The sequence below is a fragment of the Agromyces sp. Marseille-P2726 genome (genome assembly GCF_902809835.1).
GTDB lineage: Bacteria > Actinomycetota > Actinomycetes > Actinomycetales > Microbacteriaceae > Agromyces.
Genome location: NZ_CADDWM010000015.1, coordinates 850,281 through 868,643, shown reverse-complemented (window position 1 = coordinate 868,643; position 18,363 = coordinate 850,281). Strand labels below are relative to the sequence as shown.

Sequence of the window (18,363 nt, the reverse complement as noted above, 5' to 3'; positions counted from 1 at the left end):
GATGCTCGTCGTGACCGACCGTTCCGATCGCCGAGCCCACCCGTGATCGGGGCGACGGCGTCCCTCCTGGTCCGAGCCCAGGAAGACGAGTTCGATCCCAACACGGTGACCCCCGGCGTCTGGGGGTTCGTGTTCACGTTCCTCGTGATGCTCGTCGTCGTGCTGCTCATCCTCGACATGGTCCGACGCATCCGGCGGGTCAACTACCGGGCCGAGGTGCGGTCCCAGCTCGAGGCCGAGCGGCTCGAGGCCGACTTCGCGGCCGACGACGACCGATCCGAGACGGATGCCGCGAGCACCGGCGCCGGCTCCGCACCGGCCGAGGGCGCCGCGCCGAGTGCCGGCCCCGAGCCCGATGAGGGCCGCCGGCCGGGCGACGACCCCGACGCGAGTGCCGCGCCATCCGACGACGACCGCACTCCGCGTCGCTGAGCCTGCGCCGCCTGTTCAGCCCGCGTGGTAGGCGGGTGCCAGCGCGATGATGAGGGTCGCGGTCCAGTGGCACATGAACGCCAGCACCGTGCAGGTGTGGAAGATCTCGTGGAATCCGAAGGTGCCCGGCCACGGATTCGGCTTCTTCAGCGCGTAGACGATCGCGCCGGCCGTGTAGAGCACGCCGCCCACGATCACGAGCACCATCATCGCCACGCTGGCCTCGAGCAGGTCGCCGATGTACATGACGGCAGCCCAACCGAGCAACAGGTAGATCGGCACGTACAGCCAGCGCGGCGCCGTGATCCAGAACACCCGGAACCCGATGCCGAGCAGCGCGCCGCCCCACACGATCGAGAGCAGCACCCATCCCTTCTCGGGCGGCAGCGCGAGGATCGACAGCGGCGTGTAGGTGCCCGCGATCAGCAGGAAGATGTTGGCGTGGTCGATGCGCTTCAACAGCACCTTGGCGCGCGGCTTCCAGTTGAAGCGGTGATACAGCGCCGAGTTGCCGAAGAGCAGCATCGACGTGAGCGTAAAGACGGCTGAGGCCCACTTCGCCGGGGCGCCGTCGGCGAGCACGATGAGCACGATGCCCGCCGCGATGGTCACGGGGGACGTGCCCGCGTGGATCCACCCCCGCCAGGTCGGCTTGACCTCCTCGGGGTGCGCGAGCGAGTCGTCGAGCAGCGGAATGTTGGGCAGGTCGGGTCCGTGCGCGTCGCGGCTGACCGCGACATCCGCCGGGTCTTCGGGCGCGACCGGACGGCTGAGCTCCTCTGCGAGATCGGGGGAGTCGTTGTGGTGCTCGGGGCTCATGATCAAAGCGTAGGGCCTCGTCGGTGGCGTTCTGCTGTGAGTGCGTGAGCGCACGGGAGGGGTAGCGTAGTGCCGTGCAGAAGAGCGATCAGCCATTCGGTCGCGGCATCCTCTATCGCCTCTACCAGAATCGGCTCCGACGCGATCTCGACCCGGCCGGCCTGCCGCGGCACGTTGCGATGATCATCGACGGCAACCGTCGCTGGGCGCGGCAGCTGGGCTACGAGACCGCGGCGCACGGGCATCGGGCGGGTGCCGCGAAGATGCGCGAGTTCCTGGAGTGGTGCGACGACCTGGGCATCGGCGTCGTGACGCTGTACCTGCTCTCGAGCGACAACCTCGGCAATCGTCCGAGCGCCGAGCTCTCCGACCTGTTCGAGATCATCGCCGAGCTCGCCGAGGAGCTCTCGCACTACCGCGACTGGCGCGTGCAGCATGTCGGGTCGGATGCCGGACTGCCCGAGCCGCTCGTCGCCGCCCTCGACGCGGCTGAGCACCGCACCGCCGACAAGCGCGGCCTGCACGTCAACCTCGCGGTCGGCTACGGGGGCCGAAAAGAGATCACCGACGCGATGCGCTCGATCGTGGCATCCCATCACGCCGAGGGCCGCAGCCTGGAGGACCTCGCAGAGCGGTTGACGCCCGACCTCATCGGCGAGCATCTCTACACCGTCGGGCAACCCGACCCCGACCTCGTGATCCGCACCTCGGGTGAGCAGCGGCTCAGCGACTTCATGCTCTGGCAGGCGGCGCACAGCGAGTTCTACTTCGTCGAGGCGCTCGGCCCCGACCTTCGCCAGGTCGACTTCCTCCGGGCCCTGCGCGACTACGCCTCCCGGCATCGTCGGTTCGGCGGCTGATCGCCGCCTCGCCCGCCGCCTCCGGTCTGCCATGATATGGCTCGAAGAGAGGGGTACACGTGACCATCGACGCCTACATCGCCGGGTTCACCGAGGAGCCGGGATACCTCGACTACGGCCGCTTGGGTCCGCTCGCGACCTCCGCCGCCGAGGAGAGCCTGGCGCTCACCCAGGTGCTGGAGCGCGCGCGGTACGGCAGCCTCGACGTGTTCCCCGAGCAGGACCTGCGCGTGCGTCGGGCCGCATCCGACCTGATCGGATTCCCGGTCGACCAGATCGTGTTCCAGCCGAACACCACGCAGGGCATCATGCACGCGATGTTCGGGCTGACCGGCGGTGTGCTGCTCTCGCCCGGCGAGTTCCCCAGCCTGCCGATCGCCGCGGTCCGAGCCCAGGAGGCGCTGCACTCCGTGCAGCCCGCGTGGCTCGAGACCGACCACGGCAAGGTCACGCCCGGGCAGATCCGCCAGCAGCTCGAGTCGAATGTGGCGGCCGTGGCCGTGAGCCTGGTCGACTCGCGCACCGGGTACCTCTGCGACATCGAGGGGATCCGCCAGGTCATCGGCGACCGCCTGCTCATCGTCGACGCGATCCAGGGCTTCGGCGTCGTCGACGCGCCGTGGGATGCCGCCGACGTGATCGTCTCGGGCGGACAGAAATGGGTGCGCGCCGGCTGGGGAACGGGAATCATGGCGTTCTCCGCCCGCGCACTCGAGCGGCTCACGCCCGTCTTCTCCGGCTTCACCGGAACCGAGGAGCCCGAGCCGTGGGATGAGGTGCCGCCGCCGGCACCCGACGCTCGGGCCTACCGCGTGTCGAATCCCGACCCCATCGCCGAGGCCCGTCTCGCGGCGGCACTCGAGGAGATCCACGAGACCGGTGTCGCCGCGATCAACGCCGCCATCACCGAGCACGTGAGCGAGGTGGTCGAGCTGGCCGACGAATTCGCCATCGCGGTCGTCTCGTCGCGCGACGAGCAGGAGCGCGCGGGTCTCGTCGTGCTCGGACCGCCCGCCGAGCAGGTCACGGTGCTCACCGCATCGCTGCACAATCACGGGATCACCGCCACGACGCGCGACGGCCGGGTCCGGCTCAGCGTGCACGCGGCGACGAGCAGCGAGACCCTCGAGATGCTGCGCGGAGCGTTCGTCTCGTACAACACGGCGGCGACGTACTGAGGCCCGCCGTCGTCTGCGGGTTCAGGTGGCACCGACAGGCGCCGTCTCGAAACCGACTCATCGACGTGAACAGCCGGTGACAGGTGCGTGTCGGTCGCACGGATCGGCCGACGCAGTCGTAGCGTCGGAGGCATCGGGCAAGGTGCCCGATCGAGTCGGCTTCGTGAAGCGCTCGTGGAGGGATTCGCCGGCCGGCGCGAGAGCCGAGCGGAATGCTCGGGGCAGGAGCGGTCGTGGCCTCACTTGAAACCTCCAAGTCCGTCGGTCGAATCACAGGGCGTGCCAAGGCACGTCCTGACGCGTCTTCGCCCATCGGGATCGCCCAGTCCGAGCGGACCTACGTGCTCGACACCTCGGTGCTCCTGTCGGATCCCCGGGCGCTGTTCAGGTTCGCCGAGCACGCGGTGGTGCTTCCCGTCGTGGTCATCACGGAGCTGGAGGCGAAGCGCAACGATCCCGAGATCGGGTACTTCGCGCGGCAGTCCCTTCGGATCCTCGATGAGCTCCGTATCGAGCACGAGCGTCTCGACTTCCCGATCCCCGTGGGCGACGGCGGCTCCCTGCGGGTCGAACTCAACCACTCGAGCCCCTCGGTGCTGCCGAGCGGACTGCAGCTGGGCGACAACGACTCGCGCATCCTCGCCTGCGCGGCGAACCTGGCGAACGACGGCGTCGCCGTGACCGTCGTTTCGAAGGATCTGCCGCTGCGCGTGAAGGCCGCATCCATCGGACTCGACGCCCAGGAGTACCGAGCGGAGCTCGCCCTCGACTCGGGCTGGACCGGCATGGCCGAGCTGACCCTCGGGTCGAACGACATGGCGAAGCTCTACGAGCATGACCGCATCTTCACCGCCGAGGTCGAGGGGATGCCGGTGAACACCGGCCTGGTGATCCACTCCGATCGCGGCTCAGCGCTCGGTCGGGTGGTGGGCGACCACGAGGTGAAGCTCGTGCGCGGCGATCGGGAGGTCTTCGGCGTGCACGGCCGTTCGGCCGAGCAGCGGCTCGCGATCGACCTGCTCCTCGACCCCGAGATCGGCATCCTCTCGCTGGGCGGGCGCGCCGGCACCGGCAAGTCGGCCCTCGCGCTCTGCGCGGGCCTCGAGATGGTGCTCGAGCGCCAGCAGCACAAGAAGATCATGGTCTTCCGACCGCTCTACGCCGTCGGCGGGCAGGAGCTCGGCTACCTCCCGGGTGACCAGGGCGAGAAGATGAACCCCTGGGGCCAGGCGGTCTTCGACACGCTGGGCTCGGTTGTCTCCGACAACGTGCTGGAGGAGGTCGTCGATCGCGGCATCCTCGAGGTGCTTCCGCTCACGCACATCCGGGGGCGGTCGCTGCACGACTCGTTCGTGATCGTCGACGAGGCGCAATCGCTCGAACGGAACGTGCTGCTGACGGTGCTCTCGCGCATCGGACAGAACTCGCGGGTCGTGCTGACCCACGACGTCGCCCAGCGCGACAACCTGCGCGTCGGCCGCCATGATGGGGTCGCGAGCGTGATCGAGACGCTGAAGGGCCATCCGCTCTTCGCGCACATCACGTTGACGCGTTCGGAGCGCTCGGCGATCGCGGCGCTCGTGTCGGAGATGCTCGACGGGGCGGAGCTCACCTGAGCGTCGGGTCGGCAGAGTGAGGATTCCGCGCATCGAATCCGAGGCGTTGAACGGCGCATCGTACGACGCCGTTCACCGCGTGCTCACCATCGAGTTCGAGTCGGGCTCGGTGTACCAGTACTTCGACATCGAGCCCGAGCTCTACGCCGAACTCGAGGCCGCGCAGCCCCACCCGTGGCGTGTCGTGGGTGCGCGCGTGAAGGAGCACCGGTACCGGCGCCTTCGCTGAGCAACGCGACGCGGAACGCCGCCGCGTTGGCGGGCGCTCACCTCGCGTGCGCACCCGCTGCGCCACTCTGCGCCACTTCTGCACCCGCAGCGCCAGTTCAGCTGGCGCGCTGGCCGCAGAAGTGGCGCAGCGGCCGCTACCCGGCCCGCAGCGGCCGCTACCCGGCCCGCAGCGGGCGCTACTTCGCCTGCGGCGGCCGCGTCATCGAGAGCAGATCGAGCGCCTCGTCGAGCTGCTGCTCGGTCAGCTCGCCACGCTCGACGTACCCGAGGTCGATGACGGCTTCGCGCACGGTGATGCCCTTCGCGACCGAGTGCTTCGCGATCTTCGCCGCGGCCTCGTAGCCGATGAGCTTGTTGAGTGGCGTCACGATCGAGGGCGACATGCCGGCGAGCGCGGTCGCACGCTCGACGTTCGCCTCGAGTCCTTCGACCGTCTTGTCGGCGAGCGCGCGCATCGAGTTCGAGAGCAGGCGGATCGACTCGAGCACCGCCGTGCCCATGACCGGGATCTGCACGTTGAGCTCGAAGGCGCCGGATGCCCCGCCCCACGCGACCGTCGCATCATTGCCGATGACCCGGGCGGCGACCATGAGGACCGCCTCGGGGATGACGGGGTTCACCTTGCCCGGCATGATCGACGAGCCGGGCTGCAGGTCGGGGATGAACAGCTCGCCGAGGCCCGTGTTCGGCCCCGAGCCCATCCAGCGCAGGTCGTTCGCGATCTTCGTGAGGCTCACGGCGATGGTGCGGAGGGCCCCGGATGCGTCGACGAGACCGTCGCGGTTCGCCTGCGCCTCGAAGTGGTCGACCGCCTCGGTGATGGGCAGCTCGGTCTCCTGCTGGAGGAGCTCGATGACGAGCTGTGGGAAGCCAGCGGGCGTGTTGATCCCCGTGCCGACCGCGGTGCCGCCGAGCGGGACCTCGGCGACGCGCGGGAGCGCCGACTGCACGCGCTCGATGCCGAGGCGCACCTGGCGGGCATACCCGCCGAACTCCTGCCCGAGCGTGACGGGCGTCGCGTCCATGAGGTGGGTGCGGCCGGCCTTGACCACGTCCTTCCAGAGCTCGGCCTTCGCCTCGAGGGCGACGGCGAGGTGGTCGAGCGCGGGGATGAGGTCGTCGATGAGGGCCTGGGTGACCGCGATGTGAACGGAGGTCGGGAATACGTCGTTCGACGACTGCGATGCGTTGACGTGGTCGTTCGGGTGCACGGGCGAGCCGAGCTTCTCAGTCGCGAGCGTCGCGAGCACCTCGTTCATGTTCATGTTCGACGACGTGCCCGAGCCGGTCTGGTACACGTCGACCGGGAAGTGCGCGACCGCGTCGTGCTTGCCCGCGATCACCTCGTCGGCGGCCGCCTCGATCGCCGCGGCGATGGCGGGGTCGAGCACGCCGAGCCGGGCGTTGGCCTGCGCCGCGGCCTTCTTGATGCGGGCGAGCGCCTGCAGTTGCTGCAGCTCGAGGCCGGAGCCCGAGATCGGGAAGTTCTCGACCGCGCGCTGCGTCTGCGCGCGGTACAGCGCCGACGCGGGCACGCGCACCTCGCCCATCGTGTCGTGTTCGATGCGATAGTCGTCGGCGTTGTCGGCCACGGTGTATTCCTTTCGGTTGCGTGCCGGGGCGCCCCGGCGAAGTGCCGCTCGGTCGGCCGTCAGATGCGGCCGACCACGATGTCGGTCTCGGCGCGTCCTTCGAGCAGGCGGTAGTTCGCGCCGACGATAGCCAGCGTACCTGCGGCGATCGCATCGCTGATCATCTCGGAGCTCTCGAGCAGCTCGGCGACCGTGTCGCGCAGGTGCTCGCGGCCGACGTACCCGGCATCGACGTCGTCGGGTTCGATGGGCGCCTCGGTGTCGCCCCCGGCGACCCGCCGGACCGCGGGGACGATGCGGTCGACGACCTGTGCGATGTGCGGCGGCAGGGGCGTGGCATCGACGGCCTGCGAGTCGATGGCCGCGCGCACCGCACCGCACTTGTCGTGCCCCAGCACGAGGATGAGCGGCACGCCGAGGATGCCGACCGCGTACTCGAGCGAGCCCAGCACGGAGTCGGAGATGACCTGCCCGGCGTTGCGCACCACGAAGGCGTCGCCGATGCCGATGTCGAAGATGATCTCGGCCGCGAGGCGGGAGTCGCTGCATCCGAAGATCGCGACCAGTGGTCGCTGCGTGTGCGCGAGTGCCGAGCGGTGCTCGACGTCTTGGCGCGGATGCTGGGGAGTGCCGGCGACGAAGCGCTCGTTGCCGCGGCGCAGCTCGCGCCAGGTGGCAGCCGGTGTCTCTGGACGGGCGGTCGGCTGCTCGCTCACGCGGTTCCCCTCGGTCGGCGTCGGTTGGTGGTGCGTCTAGTCCTGCGCATCGATGGCCGGCACCAGCGCCGCGGCGATCGTCTCGAATTCTTCGGATGTTGCGGTGCCGAGCAGCACGAACGTGCTGCCGCCGGCCTCGGTCGTGAGCCCGTACCGTGCGTTGCCGACGTCGGCGCTGGTGTCGCGGTTGTCGTAGACCGTCCACTCCACCCCGTCGATCGTCGTCGTGCCGGTCGCGGGCGTGCGCGCAAGGAGGTCGGCGACCCAGGTGGGGTTCGCGTCGATGCCCTGGTACATGCCGATGTACTCATCGCTCGGGGTGAGATACCCGGCATACCAGGCGTTGACGCCGTCGACCGACGAGCGGAGGCCGGCCGCGTTCGACCGCCACCCCTCGGAGAGGTCGGGCACCGCCAGCGGGTCGTCGTTCACCGACTGGGCCTGCTCGGCGACGGCGGCGACGTCGACGTCGCGCTCGATGGGCGCGTCGCTGCGGGGCACGATGAGCACGAGCACGAGCACCACGGCGAGACTGGCCCCGAGCGCGAGCAGGAGGTTGACCACGGTCTGCCGCTGCCGTCGAAGTCGCGCGGCCTCGGCCTTTCGCGCGGCCGTCTCTTCGGGCGTCTCGGGCCGGCCGAGCTCGGCGACGACGCGGGGTGCTCGGTTCGCCATCAGCGCTCGCCGGGACCGTCGGATGCCGCGGGGGCGCCCACGCGCGCCTGGCCGCCGCGCGCGGCTCCGGACCGCGCGGCGTCGAGGCGGGCCTTCGCGCCGATCAGCCACTCTTCACACCGTGCAGCCAGGGCCTCACCCCGCTCCCACAACGCGAGCGACTGCTCGAGCGTCGCGGAGCCCTGCTCGAGCTCGGCGACGACGCGCACGAGCTCGTCGCGCGCCTGCTCATAGCTCAGCTCGGCGACATCGGTGGTGGGGGGCATGCAGCCATTCTATTCGGCGGCACCGACGCTCCGGCGCAGCCGGTGGTACCGGCAGACCGAAGTGCTCCCGGTGCCTCGATGCGGGCGAGAAGTGCACAGCGACGTGCCGTGGTTACTCGGCGCCGTCGGATGTCGCAGCGATCGCGCCCTCCGCGAGCGTGATGCGCAGACGGGCGGCGGCGGGAGCGTCGACCGCGCGGCGCAGCACGTGCCCGTCATCGCCCTGGACGATGGCGTAGCCGCGGTCGAGCGTCGACTGGGGCGAGAGCCCGCGGAGGTGCCCGCGGAGCTCGGCGACCTTGGCCGACTGCCGCTCGATGCAGCGCTCGACGAGTTCGGTGCCGCGCGCGACCCAGCGCGTGAGCTCTTCGGCGCGGCGGTCGATGATCCAGTTCGGGTCGGCAAGTGCCGGGCGCGTGCGCAGGTGGCCGATGCGGTCGATCTCGTGCGTCAGCATCGAGGCCAGGCGCATGCCGAGCCGCGCGCGGGCCTGCTCGACCCGCCCGAGCTCCTCGGACACGTCGGGAATCACGCGCTTCGCGGCATCCGTCGGCGTTGAAGCCCTGAGATCTGCGACCTCGTCGAGCAACGGACGGTCGGCCTCGTGGCCGATCGCCGAGACGATGGGGGTGGATGCCGCGGCCGCCGCCCGCACGACGCGTTCGTCGCTGAACCCCAAGAGGTTCTGGAAGTCGCCGCCGCCGCGAGCGACGATGATGACATCGACCTCGGGGTCGGCGTCGAGCCGCCGGATCGCCCCGACGACCTCGGGCGCGGTGCGATCGCCCTGCACCGTCGCGTAGGCGATGCGGAACTCGACCGCGGGCCAGCGGAGGCGAGCGTTGCGCAGCACGTCTTGCTCGGCGTCGCTGTCGCGCCCGGTGACGAGTCCGACGACTCTGGGCAGGAACGGCAGGCGCTTCTTGCGCGACGCATCGAACAGCCCCTCGGCCGCGAGTTGCGTGCGCAGCCGCTCGAGTCGTTCGAGTAGGTCGCCGAGGCCGACGTGGCGCATGTCGTAGACCTGCATCGAGAGGGTGCCGCCCTTGACCCACCAGTTCACCTTCGCGAGCACGACGACGTGGTCGCCCTGCTTGAACTGCTCGGAGAGCCTCGCCCGCACCGACGACCACATGGTGAACGAGAGCGTCGCGTCGACCTCGAGGTCTTTCAGCTTGCCGTAGACGTTGCCGCCCGAGAGGCCCCACTGCGTGATCTCACCCTCGACCCAGACCGTGCCGAGCCGGTCGAGATAGTCCTTCAGCTTGCCCGAGAGCAGCGCCACCGGCCACGGTGCCTCACGCGTCGCCGGTGCATCCGCCATCGAGTGCCTCTCCCGCCTGTCGCTCAGCTGGCCCCACGTAGGATGGAACATATGACCAGCACCACGGACGCTTCGCCCATCGGCCTCGGCATGCCCCGGGTTCCGGGCGTGCGCGGCCGGCTCAAGGATAACCCCGCCCCCCGACAGAAGCGGGTGCTGCTGGCCGCTCCCCGCGGCTACTGCGCCGGCGTCGATCGCGCGGTGATCGCGGTCGAGAAGGCGCTCGAGCATTACGGGGCACCGGTCTACGTGCGCAAGCAGATCGTGCACAACATCCACGTCGTCACCGAACTCGAGAAGCAGGGTGCGATCTTCGTCGACGAGGTCGACGAGGTGCCCGAGGGTGCCCACGTGGTGTTCAGCGCGCACGGCGTGTCGCCCGCCGTCGTGAACGCGGCCGCCGACCGCGGGCTGCGCGCCATCGACGCCACGTGCCCCCTCGTCACCAAGGTGCACCGCGAGGCCGTGCGGTTCGCGCGCGACGACTACGAGATCCTGCTCATCGGCCACGAGGGCCACGAAGAGGTCGAGGGCACCGCGGGCGAGGCGCCCGACCACGTCACCCTCGTCAACAGCCCCGACGACGTCGCGAACATCGAGGTGCGCGACCCCGACAAGGTCGTCTGGCTCTCGCAGACCACGCTCTCGGTCGACGAGACGATGGAGACCGTTCGCCGCCTGCGCGAGAAGTTCCCGAAGCTGGCCGACCCGCCCAGCGACGACATCTGCTACGCCACCCAGAACCGCCAGGTCGCGATCAAGAAGGTCGCGCAAGAGGCCGAGCTCGTGATCGTCGTCGGCTCGGCCAACTCGTCGAACAGTGTCCGGCTCGTCGAGGTCGCGCTCGAGAACGGGGCGAAGGCCGCGTACCGGGTCGACTACTCGACCGAGATCAAGCAGGAGTGGCTCGACGGTGTCTCGACGATCGGCGTCACGAGCGGGGCATCCGTGCCCGAAGGCCTCGTGAAAGAGGTGCTCCTCGAGCTGGAGGACGCCGGGTACGGCGAGGTCTCCGAGGTGAAGACGGCCGAGGAGGACCTGATGTTCTCACTGCCGAAGGAGTTGCGCCGCGACCTCGCGGGCAACCGCGATGCACGCGCCCTCGGCGGGCGAACCCGCGCGACCTCGGGCTGAGGTCAGGCCTTGCGAACGCTGAGCACCACGGCGGCCATCAGCCTCCGCTGAGGCTCGAAACGAGCTCGGGGTCCATCGCGATGACGACGAACATCACCGCGTAGAGCAGCACGAACGAGACGAATCCGCCGACGAGCGGGACCCAAAACGCGAGCTTGCGCGCACGAAGCCGCGCCACCGACCACCACGCGGTCAGCAGCCACAGCACGACCTGCGCGATCGAGCCCGCGAGGAGGATGCCGGGCACCTCGGGCCCGGGCGTGTAGTCGACCGCCGCCGCCGGCGTGCCGAGCAGTTCGCCCGCCTGCCGGATCGCCTGCGGGAGCTGATCGGGGATCGCCTGGATCGTGCCGACCGCCGTCCATGCGCCGAAGATCCCGATCACCAGCAGCAGCACGGTGATGATGCGGTCGGCTGCGCGGTCGGGGCGATCGGTGACGGATGCCGCGGCCGCGGGCGGCGCGACGGACGCGCGCTCGGGCGTGGTGGCCGGTGCGTACCGGTCGTCTTGCGGCGGCTCCCACGTCCAACCCTCGGGCGCGTACTCGCCGTACTGCGGCCGGGGACGCTCGTCGCGCGGCGCGGGCGGCACCGCCGGGGAAGCGCCCTCGCGAGCCGACAGGGCGGCCGGCTGGTCGGGAGTTCCCCCGGCGTGCTGCTGCGACATCCGGAACCTACGCGGAGATCGACTTGCCGGCCGACCCGAGCTGACGCGTCGACTCGACTACGCGCGCGGCCATGGCCGACTCGGCCACCTTGCCCCACGTGCGCGGGTCGTACTGCTTCTTGACGCCGACCTCGCCGTCGACCTTCAGTACCCCGTCGTAGTTCTGGAACATGTAGCCGGCCACCGCTCGAGTGAATGCGTACTGCGTGTCGGTGTCGACGTTCATCTTGACGACGCCGTTCGCCACCGCCGTCGCGATCTCTTCATCGCTCGAGCCGGAGCCGCCGTGGAAGACGAGGTCGAGCGGCTTGGGACCGGTGCCGTACTTCGCGGCCAGGCCGTCTTGGATCTCTTTCAGCAGCTCGGGACGCAGCTTGACGTTGCCGGGCTTGTAGACGCCGTGCACGTTGCCGAACGTGAGCGCCGCGAGGTAGCGGCCGTTCTCACCGAGGCCGAGCGCCTCGACGGTCTGGATGGCGTCGTCGAGGGTGGTGTACAGGTGCTCGTTGATCTCGTGGCTGACCCCGTCTTCCTCGCCGCCGACGACGCCGATCTCGACCTCGAGGATGGCGTTGATGTTCTTCATGCGCGGAAGGATCTGCTTGGCGATCTCGAGGTTCTCGTCGAGCGGCACCGCCGAGCCGTCCCACATGTGCGACTGGAAGATCGGGTTGCGGCCCGCCTTGACCTCCTCCTCGGAGGCGGCGATGAGGGGGTGGACGAAGCCGTCGAGCGCATCCTTGGGGCAGTGGTCGGTGTGCAGCGCGACCGTCACCGGGTACGCCTTCGCGACCTCGTGCGCGTACTTCGCGAATGCGAGCGCGCCCGCCGCCCGGGCCTTCACGGTGTGCCCCGCGAAGTAGTCGGCGCCACCCGTGCTGACCTGGATGATGCCGTCGGAGCCCGCCTCGGCGAAGCCCTGCAACGCCGCGTTGAGGGTCTGCGACGACGACACGTTGATGGCCGGGAACGCGAAGCCGCTCGCCTTGGCGGTGTCGAGCATCTGGGCGTACTGCTCGGGGGTTGCGATGGGCATGCTGCTCCTTTACAGATGACAGTGGGGTCCGAGTCGAGTCTATCCAGTCACGAGCAGCGCTCAGATGTGGCGGATGCCGCGGATGGCCGGGCCTTGGCGCCGGGTTAAGAATCGTGGTTCTTACCGTGCCGTTGTGAGCCGAACATCGGCCGCAATCGCCGGTCGATGCCTAGGCTGGGTGCGTGAGCCCCGATTCCTCAAGTCAACTCCTCCACCCCGACCGCAACATCGCCCTCGAACTGGTGCGTGCCACCGAGGCCGCAGCGATCCGCGCCTATCCGTGGATCGGCCGCGGCGACAAGATCGGCGCCGACGGCGCCGCGGTCGACGCCATGCGGGCGTTCCTCGGCACGGTCAACTTCGACGGTGTCGTCGTCATCGGCGAGGGCGAGAAGGACGAGGCGCCCATGCTCTTCAACGGCGAGAACGTCGGCAACGGTCGCGGACCGGCGTGCGACATCGCCGTCGACCCGATCGACGGCACCTCGCTGACCGCCGCCGGCCGGCAGAACGCGCTCTCGGTCATCGCGGTCTCCGATCGCGGCACGATGCTCGATGCCTCGACCGTCTTCTACATGGACAAGATCGTGACGGATGCCTCGGGGCACGGTGTCGTCGACATCCGCAAGCCCATCGGCGAGAACCTGCGCGCGCTGGCCGCGGCCAAGGGCAAGGACGTCGGCGAACTGCGGGTCGCCGTGCTGAACCGTGAGCGGCACGAGCAGCTCATCGCCGACATCCGGGCGGCCGGAGCGGGCACGCGCCTCATCAGCGACGGCGACGTGGCCGGTGGCATCAACGCCGCGCGGTACGAGTCGCGCATCGACATGTGCGTCGGCATCGGCGGGAGCCCCGAGGGCATCACGACGGCGTGCGCGATCAAGGCGCTCGGCGGGTTCATGCAGGGCCGGCTCGCCCCGCTCGACGACGCCGAGCGCGAGCGCGGCGAGGCGGCGGGACTCGACTGCGACCGGGTGTACGAGCTCGACGACCTCGTGCAGGGCGACAACACGTTCTTCGTCGCGACCGGCGTCACCGACGGCGAGCTCGTCGACGGGGTGCTCCGCAAAGGGCCGATCATCCGCACCGAGAGCATCATCCTCCGCGGGCGCTCGGGCACGATCCGCCGGGTCATCGCCGATCATCACATCGAGAAGTGGCTCGACGAAGGCGATCGCTGAGCGATCGGTGACCGGATGCCGCGGGCGGAGGTCCGCGGCATCCGCGACAATGGAGCGGTGACCGAGGCGACTCGACTGCCGCGTGCCCTTCGACCGTTCACATCGGGGCAGTACCGCCTGCTCGTCGCCGCCCTCGCGGCATCGCTGCTCTCGGCGGGAGCCTGGCTGGTGGCCGCGGTCTGGCAGGTGGTCGAACTCGGGGGCACTCCGGTCGACCTCTCCTCTGTCGCCGTGGGCGCGAGCCTCGGCCTCGTCGTCGCGGTGCTCTTCGGCGGCGTGGCTGCCGATCGCATCCCGCAGCGACGCATCCTCATCGGCGTCGAGATCGTGCGCGGGCTCACCTTCGCGGTCGCCGCGGTGCTCGGCGCGACCGGGCTCATCGAGGTGTGGCACCTCGCCGCGCTCTCGTTCGTGCTGGGGCTCGCCGACGGATTCTTCTACCCGGCCTACTCGGCGTGGCTGCCCGCCATCCTCCCGGCCGAGCAGCTGCTCGCCGCCAACGGCGTCGAAGGCGTGCTGCGGCCCGCCGTGATGCAGGCGGCCGGGCCGGCGCTCGCGAGCCTGCTCATCGCCGTGCAGGCGCCCTGGCTGGCGTTCGCGGTCGTCGCCGTGATGCAGGCGGTCGCGGTCGTGGTGCTCGGCCTCATGCGAACGACCGCCGTGCGCCGCGACCCCGACGAGATCGTCGTCCATCCCGTGCGGCAGTCGTTCATCGACCTGCGCGACGGTTTCGTCTACCTGCTGCGCGCGCGCTGGCTGTTCGCCACGCTCGTCTTCTCGATCATCCTGGTGTTCCTCATCATGGGGCCCATCGAGGTGCTGCTGCCGTTCGCGGTGAAAGACCAGACCGGCGGAGGAGCGGGAGCGTTCGCCCTGGCGCTCGCCGCGTTCGGCGTCGGCGGCGCGGTCGGCTCGCTGACCGTCGCTTCGCTCCCGATCCCTCGGCGATACCTCACCCTGATGATTCTGGCCTGGGGTGTCGGCTGCGTTCCGCTCGCGATCATCGGCCTGACGTCGTGGCTCTGGGTCATGGTGATCGCGCTCTTCATCGTGGGCGTGCTGTTCGACGGGGCGCAGGTGGTGTGGGGCACGCTGCTGCAACGGCGGGTGCCGCCGTCGATGCTCGGGCGTGTCTCGAGTCTCGACTTCTTCGTCTCGCTCGCCCTGATGCCGATCTCGATGGCCGTGGCCGGACCGGTGGGCGAGGCGATCGGCATTGCGCCCGCATTCCTCATCGCGGGTCTCGTGCCCCCGGTGCTGGCGCTGGTCACGCTCGCCCTTGCCCGGCTCGGTGAAGACGAACTCGCGCATCCGCTCGACGGTCATCCTGACCCGTCGATCGTGACGGGCCCCGAAGCAGCGGCCGGGTTCGAGTTGCCGGCCGACGAGCGACATTCGTGACAGCGCCCGCGACATCGAGGAGACCCGCCTTCGCGAGGATGACCGCGCGCTGACCGCCCTCGACATCCCGGATGTGCCAGGCGGCGACGGGCGTTGGCTCAGTCGGTCGAGTTCTCGCCGATCTCGAGCTGCCGGCGGATCTCTGGATCGAGCTCGAGCAGGGTTTCGCCCTCGGCCTCGCGGGTGTCGAACTCGTCGACCACGACCGCCTCGGTGACCTCGGGCGCGGTGAGCCGCTTCGGCTGCTGGTGCACGGCGGCCGGCGCCGCGAGGAGCGCGACCTTCGTTTCGTCGATACCCGGGAACTGACGCGCGGTCACGAGCACGCGCGACTCGAGCGAGTTCGCGAACTTGTTGTAGCTGTCGACCGTGCGCTCGATGGCCTTGCGCAGCCCGTCGGCGTGGCCCGCCAAGGTGCCGATGCGCTGATAGAGCGTGTTGCCGAGATCGAAGAGCTTCTTGGCTTCATCAGACACAGCCTGCTGCTGCCACGTGAAGGCCACGGTCTTCAGCACCGCCCAGAGGTTCACCGGCGAGGCGAGGGCCACTCGCTTGCCGAAGGCGTAGTCGAGCAGTGCCGGGTCGGCCTCGAGCGCCGACGACAGCAGCGACTCGCTCGGAATGAAGGCGATCACGAACTCGGGGCTCGCGTCGAGGCCCTCCCAGTACGTCTTCTTCGCGAGGGAGTCGATGTGGCTGCGCACCGCCCGCACGTGCCGGGTGATGAGCTCCTTGCGCCGCGCACCCTCGTCTCCGGTGGCCGTGAACGGGATCTGGCTCGCCTCGAGGTAATGCTCGAGCGGCACCTTGGCATCGAGCGGGATCGACTTGCTGCCGGGGAGGCGCACGACCATGTCGGGGCGGCCCGACCCGGCGTCGGTCACGATGCTCTGCTGCGTGAAGAAGTCGACGTACTGGGTGAGCCCGGCCGCCTCGACCACACGCCGCAGCTGCGTCTCGCCCCAGACGCCGCGAGTGCTGTTGGATCGCAGCGCCGAGGCGAGCGACTCGGTCGTGGCACGGAGCTCGGCGTCGGAGAGCTGGGCCTGCTTCAGCTGTTCGGCGATCGAACCGTACTGCTCGCTGCGCTGCCGCTCGAGCTCGGCGACCTTCGTGTGCATGGTCTGCAGCGTCTCGCGCACCGGGCTCAGCGCCTCGAGGACGGCGCTCTCGCGCTTCGCCCGCGCTTCGCGCTCGGCCTGGTCGCTTCGCTGCTGCTCGACGAGGTCGCGGTAGCGTGCCCGGTGCTCCTCGATCTGCTGCTCGAGGCCCTCGACGGTCGACATGGCGGATGCGAGGTCGGCCTGGAGACGGGCCCGGGCCTCCTGCTCGTGCGCACGGAGCTCGGACATCGCGGCCGCCTCGGCCGCCCGCACCTCGGCCAGCTGCGCCTGGTGCCGCGCCTCGATGAGGGCAGGATCTTCGGCCGCCGGAGCGCCGGCGCGGCGCCGTGACGACCAGACGGCGACGGCCAGGCCGCCGACGACGGCGCCGATGACGAGGCCCAGGAGAAGTGCGATCAGGTCCATGCCTGCAGTGTCGCAGCGGCCGCCGACATCGGGCGGGAGCCGGCGCGCGGGTCTCGATACGCGTCGCGCTGCGCGCGGCGCTACTCGACCACCGGGGGTCGCGCTGCGCGCGGCGCTACTCGACCAGCAGGGCGCCTACTGCAGCGCCATGGGGCCGTGCGCCGCACGGTCGTCGCGCACGGCGACCCGCCCGATCGCGCCGAAGCGCACGCGGGTCACCTGGGCGAGCCGTTCGAGGTCGTCGACCTCGTGGCGCTTCGCCGCGTGCACGATGATCGCGGCGCACGCCTCGGAGTCGGCGAGCGCGTCGTGGTGCGAGAACCCCTCGAATCCGGCGGCCATGGCCGCGACCGGCAGTCGGTACGACTCCAGGTGGTAGGTGTTGCGCGCGACCTGCAGGCTGCACAGCGAGCGGAAGTCGGGAACCGGCAGGCCGAACGCCTCGGAGGTCTTGGCGATGACCGCCATGTCGAACCCCGCGTTGTGCGCGACGAGCACATCGTCGCCGGCGAACTCGCACAGTGCGGGCAGGTGGCCGGCCCAGCCGGGGGCATCCGCCACCATCTCGGGCGTGATGCCGTGGATGCGGATGTTCCACTCCGAGAACTCGTTGTGCGGGAACGGCGGCCGGATGTACCAATGCGCCCGATCGACCACACGACCGTCGCGCACCTTCACCAGCCCGACCGAGCAGGCCGACGCACTCGACGAGTTGGCGGTTTCGAAGTCGATCGCGGTGAAGTCCACTGGCACGTGTGCATCGTGGCACGGCGGTCCGACACGGCGGGGGCGGTCGCCGGGCGCGTCGACGATCGGTCGCCGAACCCGTGTCGTGCCGACGCGGGGACGGTTGACGGATGCCGCGGGGCGGGGTCCAATGGCAACGTGAGCGACATCGCCGACCGCACCGCGACCCACGACGGCCTCGTCGCCGATCCCGCCGACCCTCAGACCCTGAGTTCGGCGCGTTCGTTCGGCGCCGCGGCATCCGTCTACCGTCAGGCGAGGCCCGGCTATCCGGTCGAGGCGATCGCCTGGCTCATCGGCGACGCCGAGCGCGTGCTCGACCTCGGTGCCGGCACCGGCAAGCTCACCGAGGCGCTCGTCGCACTCGATCGCGACGCGATCGCGGTCGATCCGGTCGAGGAGATGCTCGAGGAGCTCGAGGTGGCAGTGCCGGGGGTTCCTCGCATCCTGGGCACCGCGGAGGACATCCCCCTCGAGGACGCGTCCGTCGACGCCGTCGTCGCAGGCCAGGCGTGGCACTGGTTCGTCCCAGAGCGGGCGGTGCCCGAGATCGCTCGAGTGCTGCGCCCCGGCGGCGTGCTCGGGCTGGTCTGGAACAGCCGCGACAACCGCGCCGACTGGCTGCGCCAGGCCGGCGAGATCATGCACGAGCGCCACGATGCGAGCACGACGTTCGAGGACTACGTGAGGATCGGCAGGCCGTTCGGCCCCATCGAGGAGCACACGGTCGAGTGGTCCGAGCGGATGTCGCGCACGAGGTTCCTCGACCTCGTGCGATCACGCAGCCACTTCATCACCGCTTCCGAGGCGGATCAGGCGGCCACGATCGCCGCACTCGAGACGCTGCTCGAGACGCACCCCGACATCGAAGGCGCCGGGGAGCTCGCGGTGCCGTCCGTGACCCGGTGCTCCCGCGCCCGCCGGGGCTGACGCGCCCCGCCGACGACTCGACCGGCATT

The 18,363-nt window shown here is 70.1% G+C and carries 19 protein-coding genes; 9 read left to right on the top strand and 10 right to left on the bottom strand.

Annotation, left to right across the window (positions count from 1 at the left end):
- Positions 1-42 precede the first annotated feature (42 nt).
- On the top strand, positions 43-432 hold the full coding sequence (locus HUS56_RS16685; RefSeq protein ID WP_173924502.1) for a hypothetical protein: 390 nt from the start codon (positions 43-45) through the stop codon (positions 430-432).
- Positions 433-447: 15 nt separating this feature from the next.
- Here the strand turns inward: HUS56_RS16685 and HUS56_RS16680 are convergent, their stop codons facing one another.
- A complete protein-coding gene (locus HUS56_RS16680; protein ID WP_173924501.1) occupies positions 448-1,251 on the bottom strand; it encodes a hemolysin III family protein in 804 nt (267 codons plus the stop codon).
- A 74-nt stretch (positions 1,252-1,325) separates the two neighbouring features.
- Here HUS56_RS16680 and HUS56_RS16675 point away from each other — a divergent pair, with 74 nt between their 5' ends.
- The 4 genes from HUS56_RS16675 to HUS56_RS16660 all read left to right on the top strand — a co-directional run bounded on the left by HUS56_RS16675 (position 1,326) and on the right by HUS56_RS16660 (position 5,134).
- On the top strand, positions 1,326-2,111 hold the full coding sequence (locus tag HUS56_RS16675; RefSeq protein ID WP_173924500.1) for an isoprenyl transferase: 786 nt from the start codon (positions 1,326-1,328) through the stop codon (positions 2,109-2,111).
- A 59-nt stretch (positions 2,112-2,170) separates the two neighbouring features.
- Entirely contained in the window at positions 2,171-3,289 is a 1,119-nt protein-coding gene (locus HUS56_RS16670) for an aminotransferase class V-fold PLP-dependent enzyme (protein ID WP_173924499.1), read from the top strand.
- A gap of 212 nt (positions 3,290-3,501) precedes the next feature.
- A complete protein-coding gene (locus HUS56_RS16665; RefSeq protein WP_173924498.1) occupies positions 3,502-4,905 on the top strand; it encodes a PhoH family protein in 1,404 nt (467 codons plus the stop codon).
- 46 nt (positions 4,906-4,951) lie between these two features.
- Positions 4,952-5,134: a KTSC domain-containing protein gene (locus HUS56_RS16660; protein WP_173924497.1), complete on the top strand. Its 183-nt coding sequence runs from the start codon at positions 4,952-4,954 to the stop codon at positions 5,132-5,134.
- 178 nt (positions 5,135-5,312) lie between these two features.
- Here HUS56_RS16660 and HUS56_RS16655 read toward each other — a convergent pair whose 3' ends face one another.
- The 5 genes from HUS56_RS16655 to xseA all read right to left on the bottom strand — a co-directional run bounded on the left by HUS56_RS16655 (position 5,313) and on the right by xseA (position 9,709).
- Complete coding sequence (locus HUS56_RS16655; protein WP_173924496.1) at positions 5,313-6,728, bottom strand: aspartate ammonia-lyase; 1,416 nt, start codon at positions 6,726-6,728, stop codon at positions 5,313-5,315.
- Positions 6,729-6,787: 59 nt separating this feature from the next.
- Positions 6,788-7,444 carry a carbonic anhydrase gene (locus HUS56_RS16650; protein ID WP_217424046.1) on the bottom strand — a complete coding sequence of 219 codons (657 nt, stop codon included), beginning with the start codon at positions 7,442-7,444 and terminating at the stop codon, positions 6,788-6,790.
- 36 nt (positions 7,445-7,480) lie between these two features.
- Complete coding sequence (locus HUS56_RS16645; protein WP_173924495.1) at positions 7,481-8,119, bottom strand: DUF4245 domain-containing protein; 639 nt, start codon at positions 8,117-8,119, stop codon at positions 7,481-7,483.
- Complete coding sequence (locus HUS56_RS16640) at positions 8,119-8,385, bottom strand: exodeoxyribonuclease VII small subunit (protein ID WP_173924494.1); 267 nt, start codon at positions 8,383-8,385, stop codon at positions 8,119-8,121. The genes HUS56_RS16645 and HUS56_RS16640 overlap by 1 nt, the downstream gene beginning before the upstream one ends.
- Before the next feature lie 112 nt (positions 8,386-8,497).
- On the bottom strand, positions 8,498-9,709 hold the full coding sequence (gene xseA, locus HUS56_RS16635) for an exodeoxyribonuclease VII large subunit (protein WP_173924493.1): 1,212 nt from the start codon (positions 9,707-9,709) through the stop codon (positions 8,498-8,500).
- Positions 9,710-9,799: 90 nt separating this feature from the next.
- Between xseA and HUS56_RS16630 the strand changes: the two genes are divergently transcribed.
- A complete protein-coding gene (locus tag HUS56_RS16630; RefSeq protein WP_217424054.1) occupies positions 9,800-10,843 on the top strand; it encodes a 4-hydroxy-3-methylbut-2-enyl diphosphate reductase in 1,044 nt (347 codons plus the stop codon).
- 37 nt (positions 10,844-10,880) lie between these two features.
- Here the strand turns inward: HUS56_RS16630 and HUS56_RS16625 are convergent, their stop codons facing one another.
- Together HUS56_RS16625 and fbaA are read right to left on the bottom strand one after the other, a co-directional pair.
- Entirely contained in the window at positions 10,881-11,510 is a 630-nt protein-coding gene (locus tag HUS56_RS16625) for a DUF6264 family protein (protein ID WP_173924491.1), read from the bottom strand.
- Between the two features lie 7 nt (positions 11,511-11,517).
- The gene (gene fbaA, locus HUS56_RS16620; protein ID WP_173924490.1) at positions 11,518-12,546 is read right to left on the bottom strand and encodes a class II fructose-bisphosphate aldolase; all 1,029 of its coding nucleotides are present in this window, start codon (positions 12,544-12,546) and stop codon (positions 11,518-11,520) included.
- A gap of 182 nt (positions 12,547-12,728) precedes the next feature.
- Between fbaA and glpX the strand changes: the two genes are divergently transcribed.
- Both glpX and HUS56_RS16610 read left to right on the top strand, forming a co-directional pair.
- A complete protein-coding gene (gene glpX, locus HUS56_RS16615; RefSeq protein ID WP_173924489.1) occupies positions 12,729-13,727 on the top strand; it encodes a class II fructose-bisphosphatase in 999 nt (332 codons plus the stop codon).
- Between the two features lie 57 nt (positions 13,728-13,784).
- Positions 13,785-15,128, top strand: a complete 1,344-nt coding sequence (locus HUS56_RS16610; protein ID WP_254431502.1) for an MFS transporter — start codon at positions 13,785-13,787, stop codon at positions 15,126-15,128.
- Positions 15,129-15,226: 98 nt separating this feature from the next.
- On the opposite strand, the gene rmuC is transcribed toward HUS56_RS16610, so the two are convergent.
- Together rmuC and HUS56_RS16600 are read right to left on the bottom strand one after the other, a co-directional pair.
- Positions 15,227-16,657, bottom strand: a complete 1,431-nt coding sequence (gene rmuC, locus HUS56_RS16605; protein WP_173924487.1) for a DNA recombination protein RmuC — start codon at positions 16,655-16,657, stop codon at positions 15,227-15,229.
- Positions 16,658-16,792: 135 nt separating this feature from the next.
- Positions 16,793-17,410 carry a 3'-5' exonuclease gene (locus HUS56_RS16600; protein WP_173924486.1) on the bottom strand — a complete coding sequence of 206 codons (618 nt, stop codon included), beginning with the start codon at positions 17,408-17,410 and terminating at the stop codon, positions 16,793-16,795.
- A 132-nt stretch (positions 17,411-17,542) separates the two neighbouring features.
- On the opposite strand from HUS56_RS16600, the gene HUS56_RS16595 reads away from it, so the two are divergent.
- Positions 17,543-18,334: a class I SAM-dependent methyltransferase gene (locus tag HUS56_RS16595; protein ID WP_217424045.1), complete on the top strand. Its 792-nt coding sequence runs from the start codon at positions 17,543-17,545 to the stop codon at positions 18,332-18,334.
- Positions 18,335-18,363 lie beyond the last annotated feature (29 nt).

Excerpts from the sequence above, each read along its gene's own strand:
- rmuC (WP_173924487.1), bottom strand. The coding sequence starts at position 16,657 with ATGGACCTGATCGCACTTCTCCTGGGCCTCGTCATCGGCGCCGTCGTC.
- xseA (WP_173924493.1), bottom strand. The coding sequence starts at position 9,709 with ATGGCGGATGCACCGGCGACGCGTGAGGCACCGTGGCCGGTGGCGCTG.
- HUS56_RS16665 (WP_173924498.1), top strand. The coding sequence starts at position 3,502 with ATGCTCGGGGCAGGAGCGGTCGTGGCCTCACTTGAAACCTCCAAGTCC.
- fbaA (WP_173924490.1), bottom strand. The coding sequence starts at position 12,546 with ATGCCCATCGCAACCCCCGAGCAGTACGCCCAGATGCTCGACACCGCC.
- HUS56_RS16640 (WP_173924494.1), bottom strand. The coding sequence starts at position 8,385 with ATGCCCCCCACCACCGATGTCGCCGAGCTGAGCTATGAGCAGGCGCGC.
- HUS56_RS16625 (WP_173924491.1), bottom strand. The coding sequence starts at position 11,510 with ATGTCGCAGCAGCACGCCGGGGGAACTCCCGACCAGCCGGCCGCCCTG.
- HUS56_RS16630 (WP_217424054.1), top strand. The coding sequence starts at position 9,800 with ATGCCCCGGGTTCCGGGCGTGCGCGGCCGGCTCAAGGATAACCCCGCC.
- HUS56_RS16645 (WP_173924495.1), bottom strand. The coding sequence starts at position 8,119 with ATGGCGAACCGAGCACCCCGCGTCGTCGCCGAGCTCGGCCGGCCCGAG.
- HUS56_RS16680 (WP_173924501.1), bottom strand. The coding sequence starts at position 1,251 with ATGAGCCCCGAGCACCACAACGACTCCCCCGATCTCGCAGAGGAGCTC.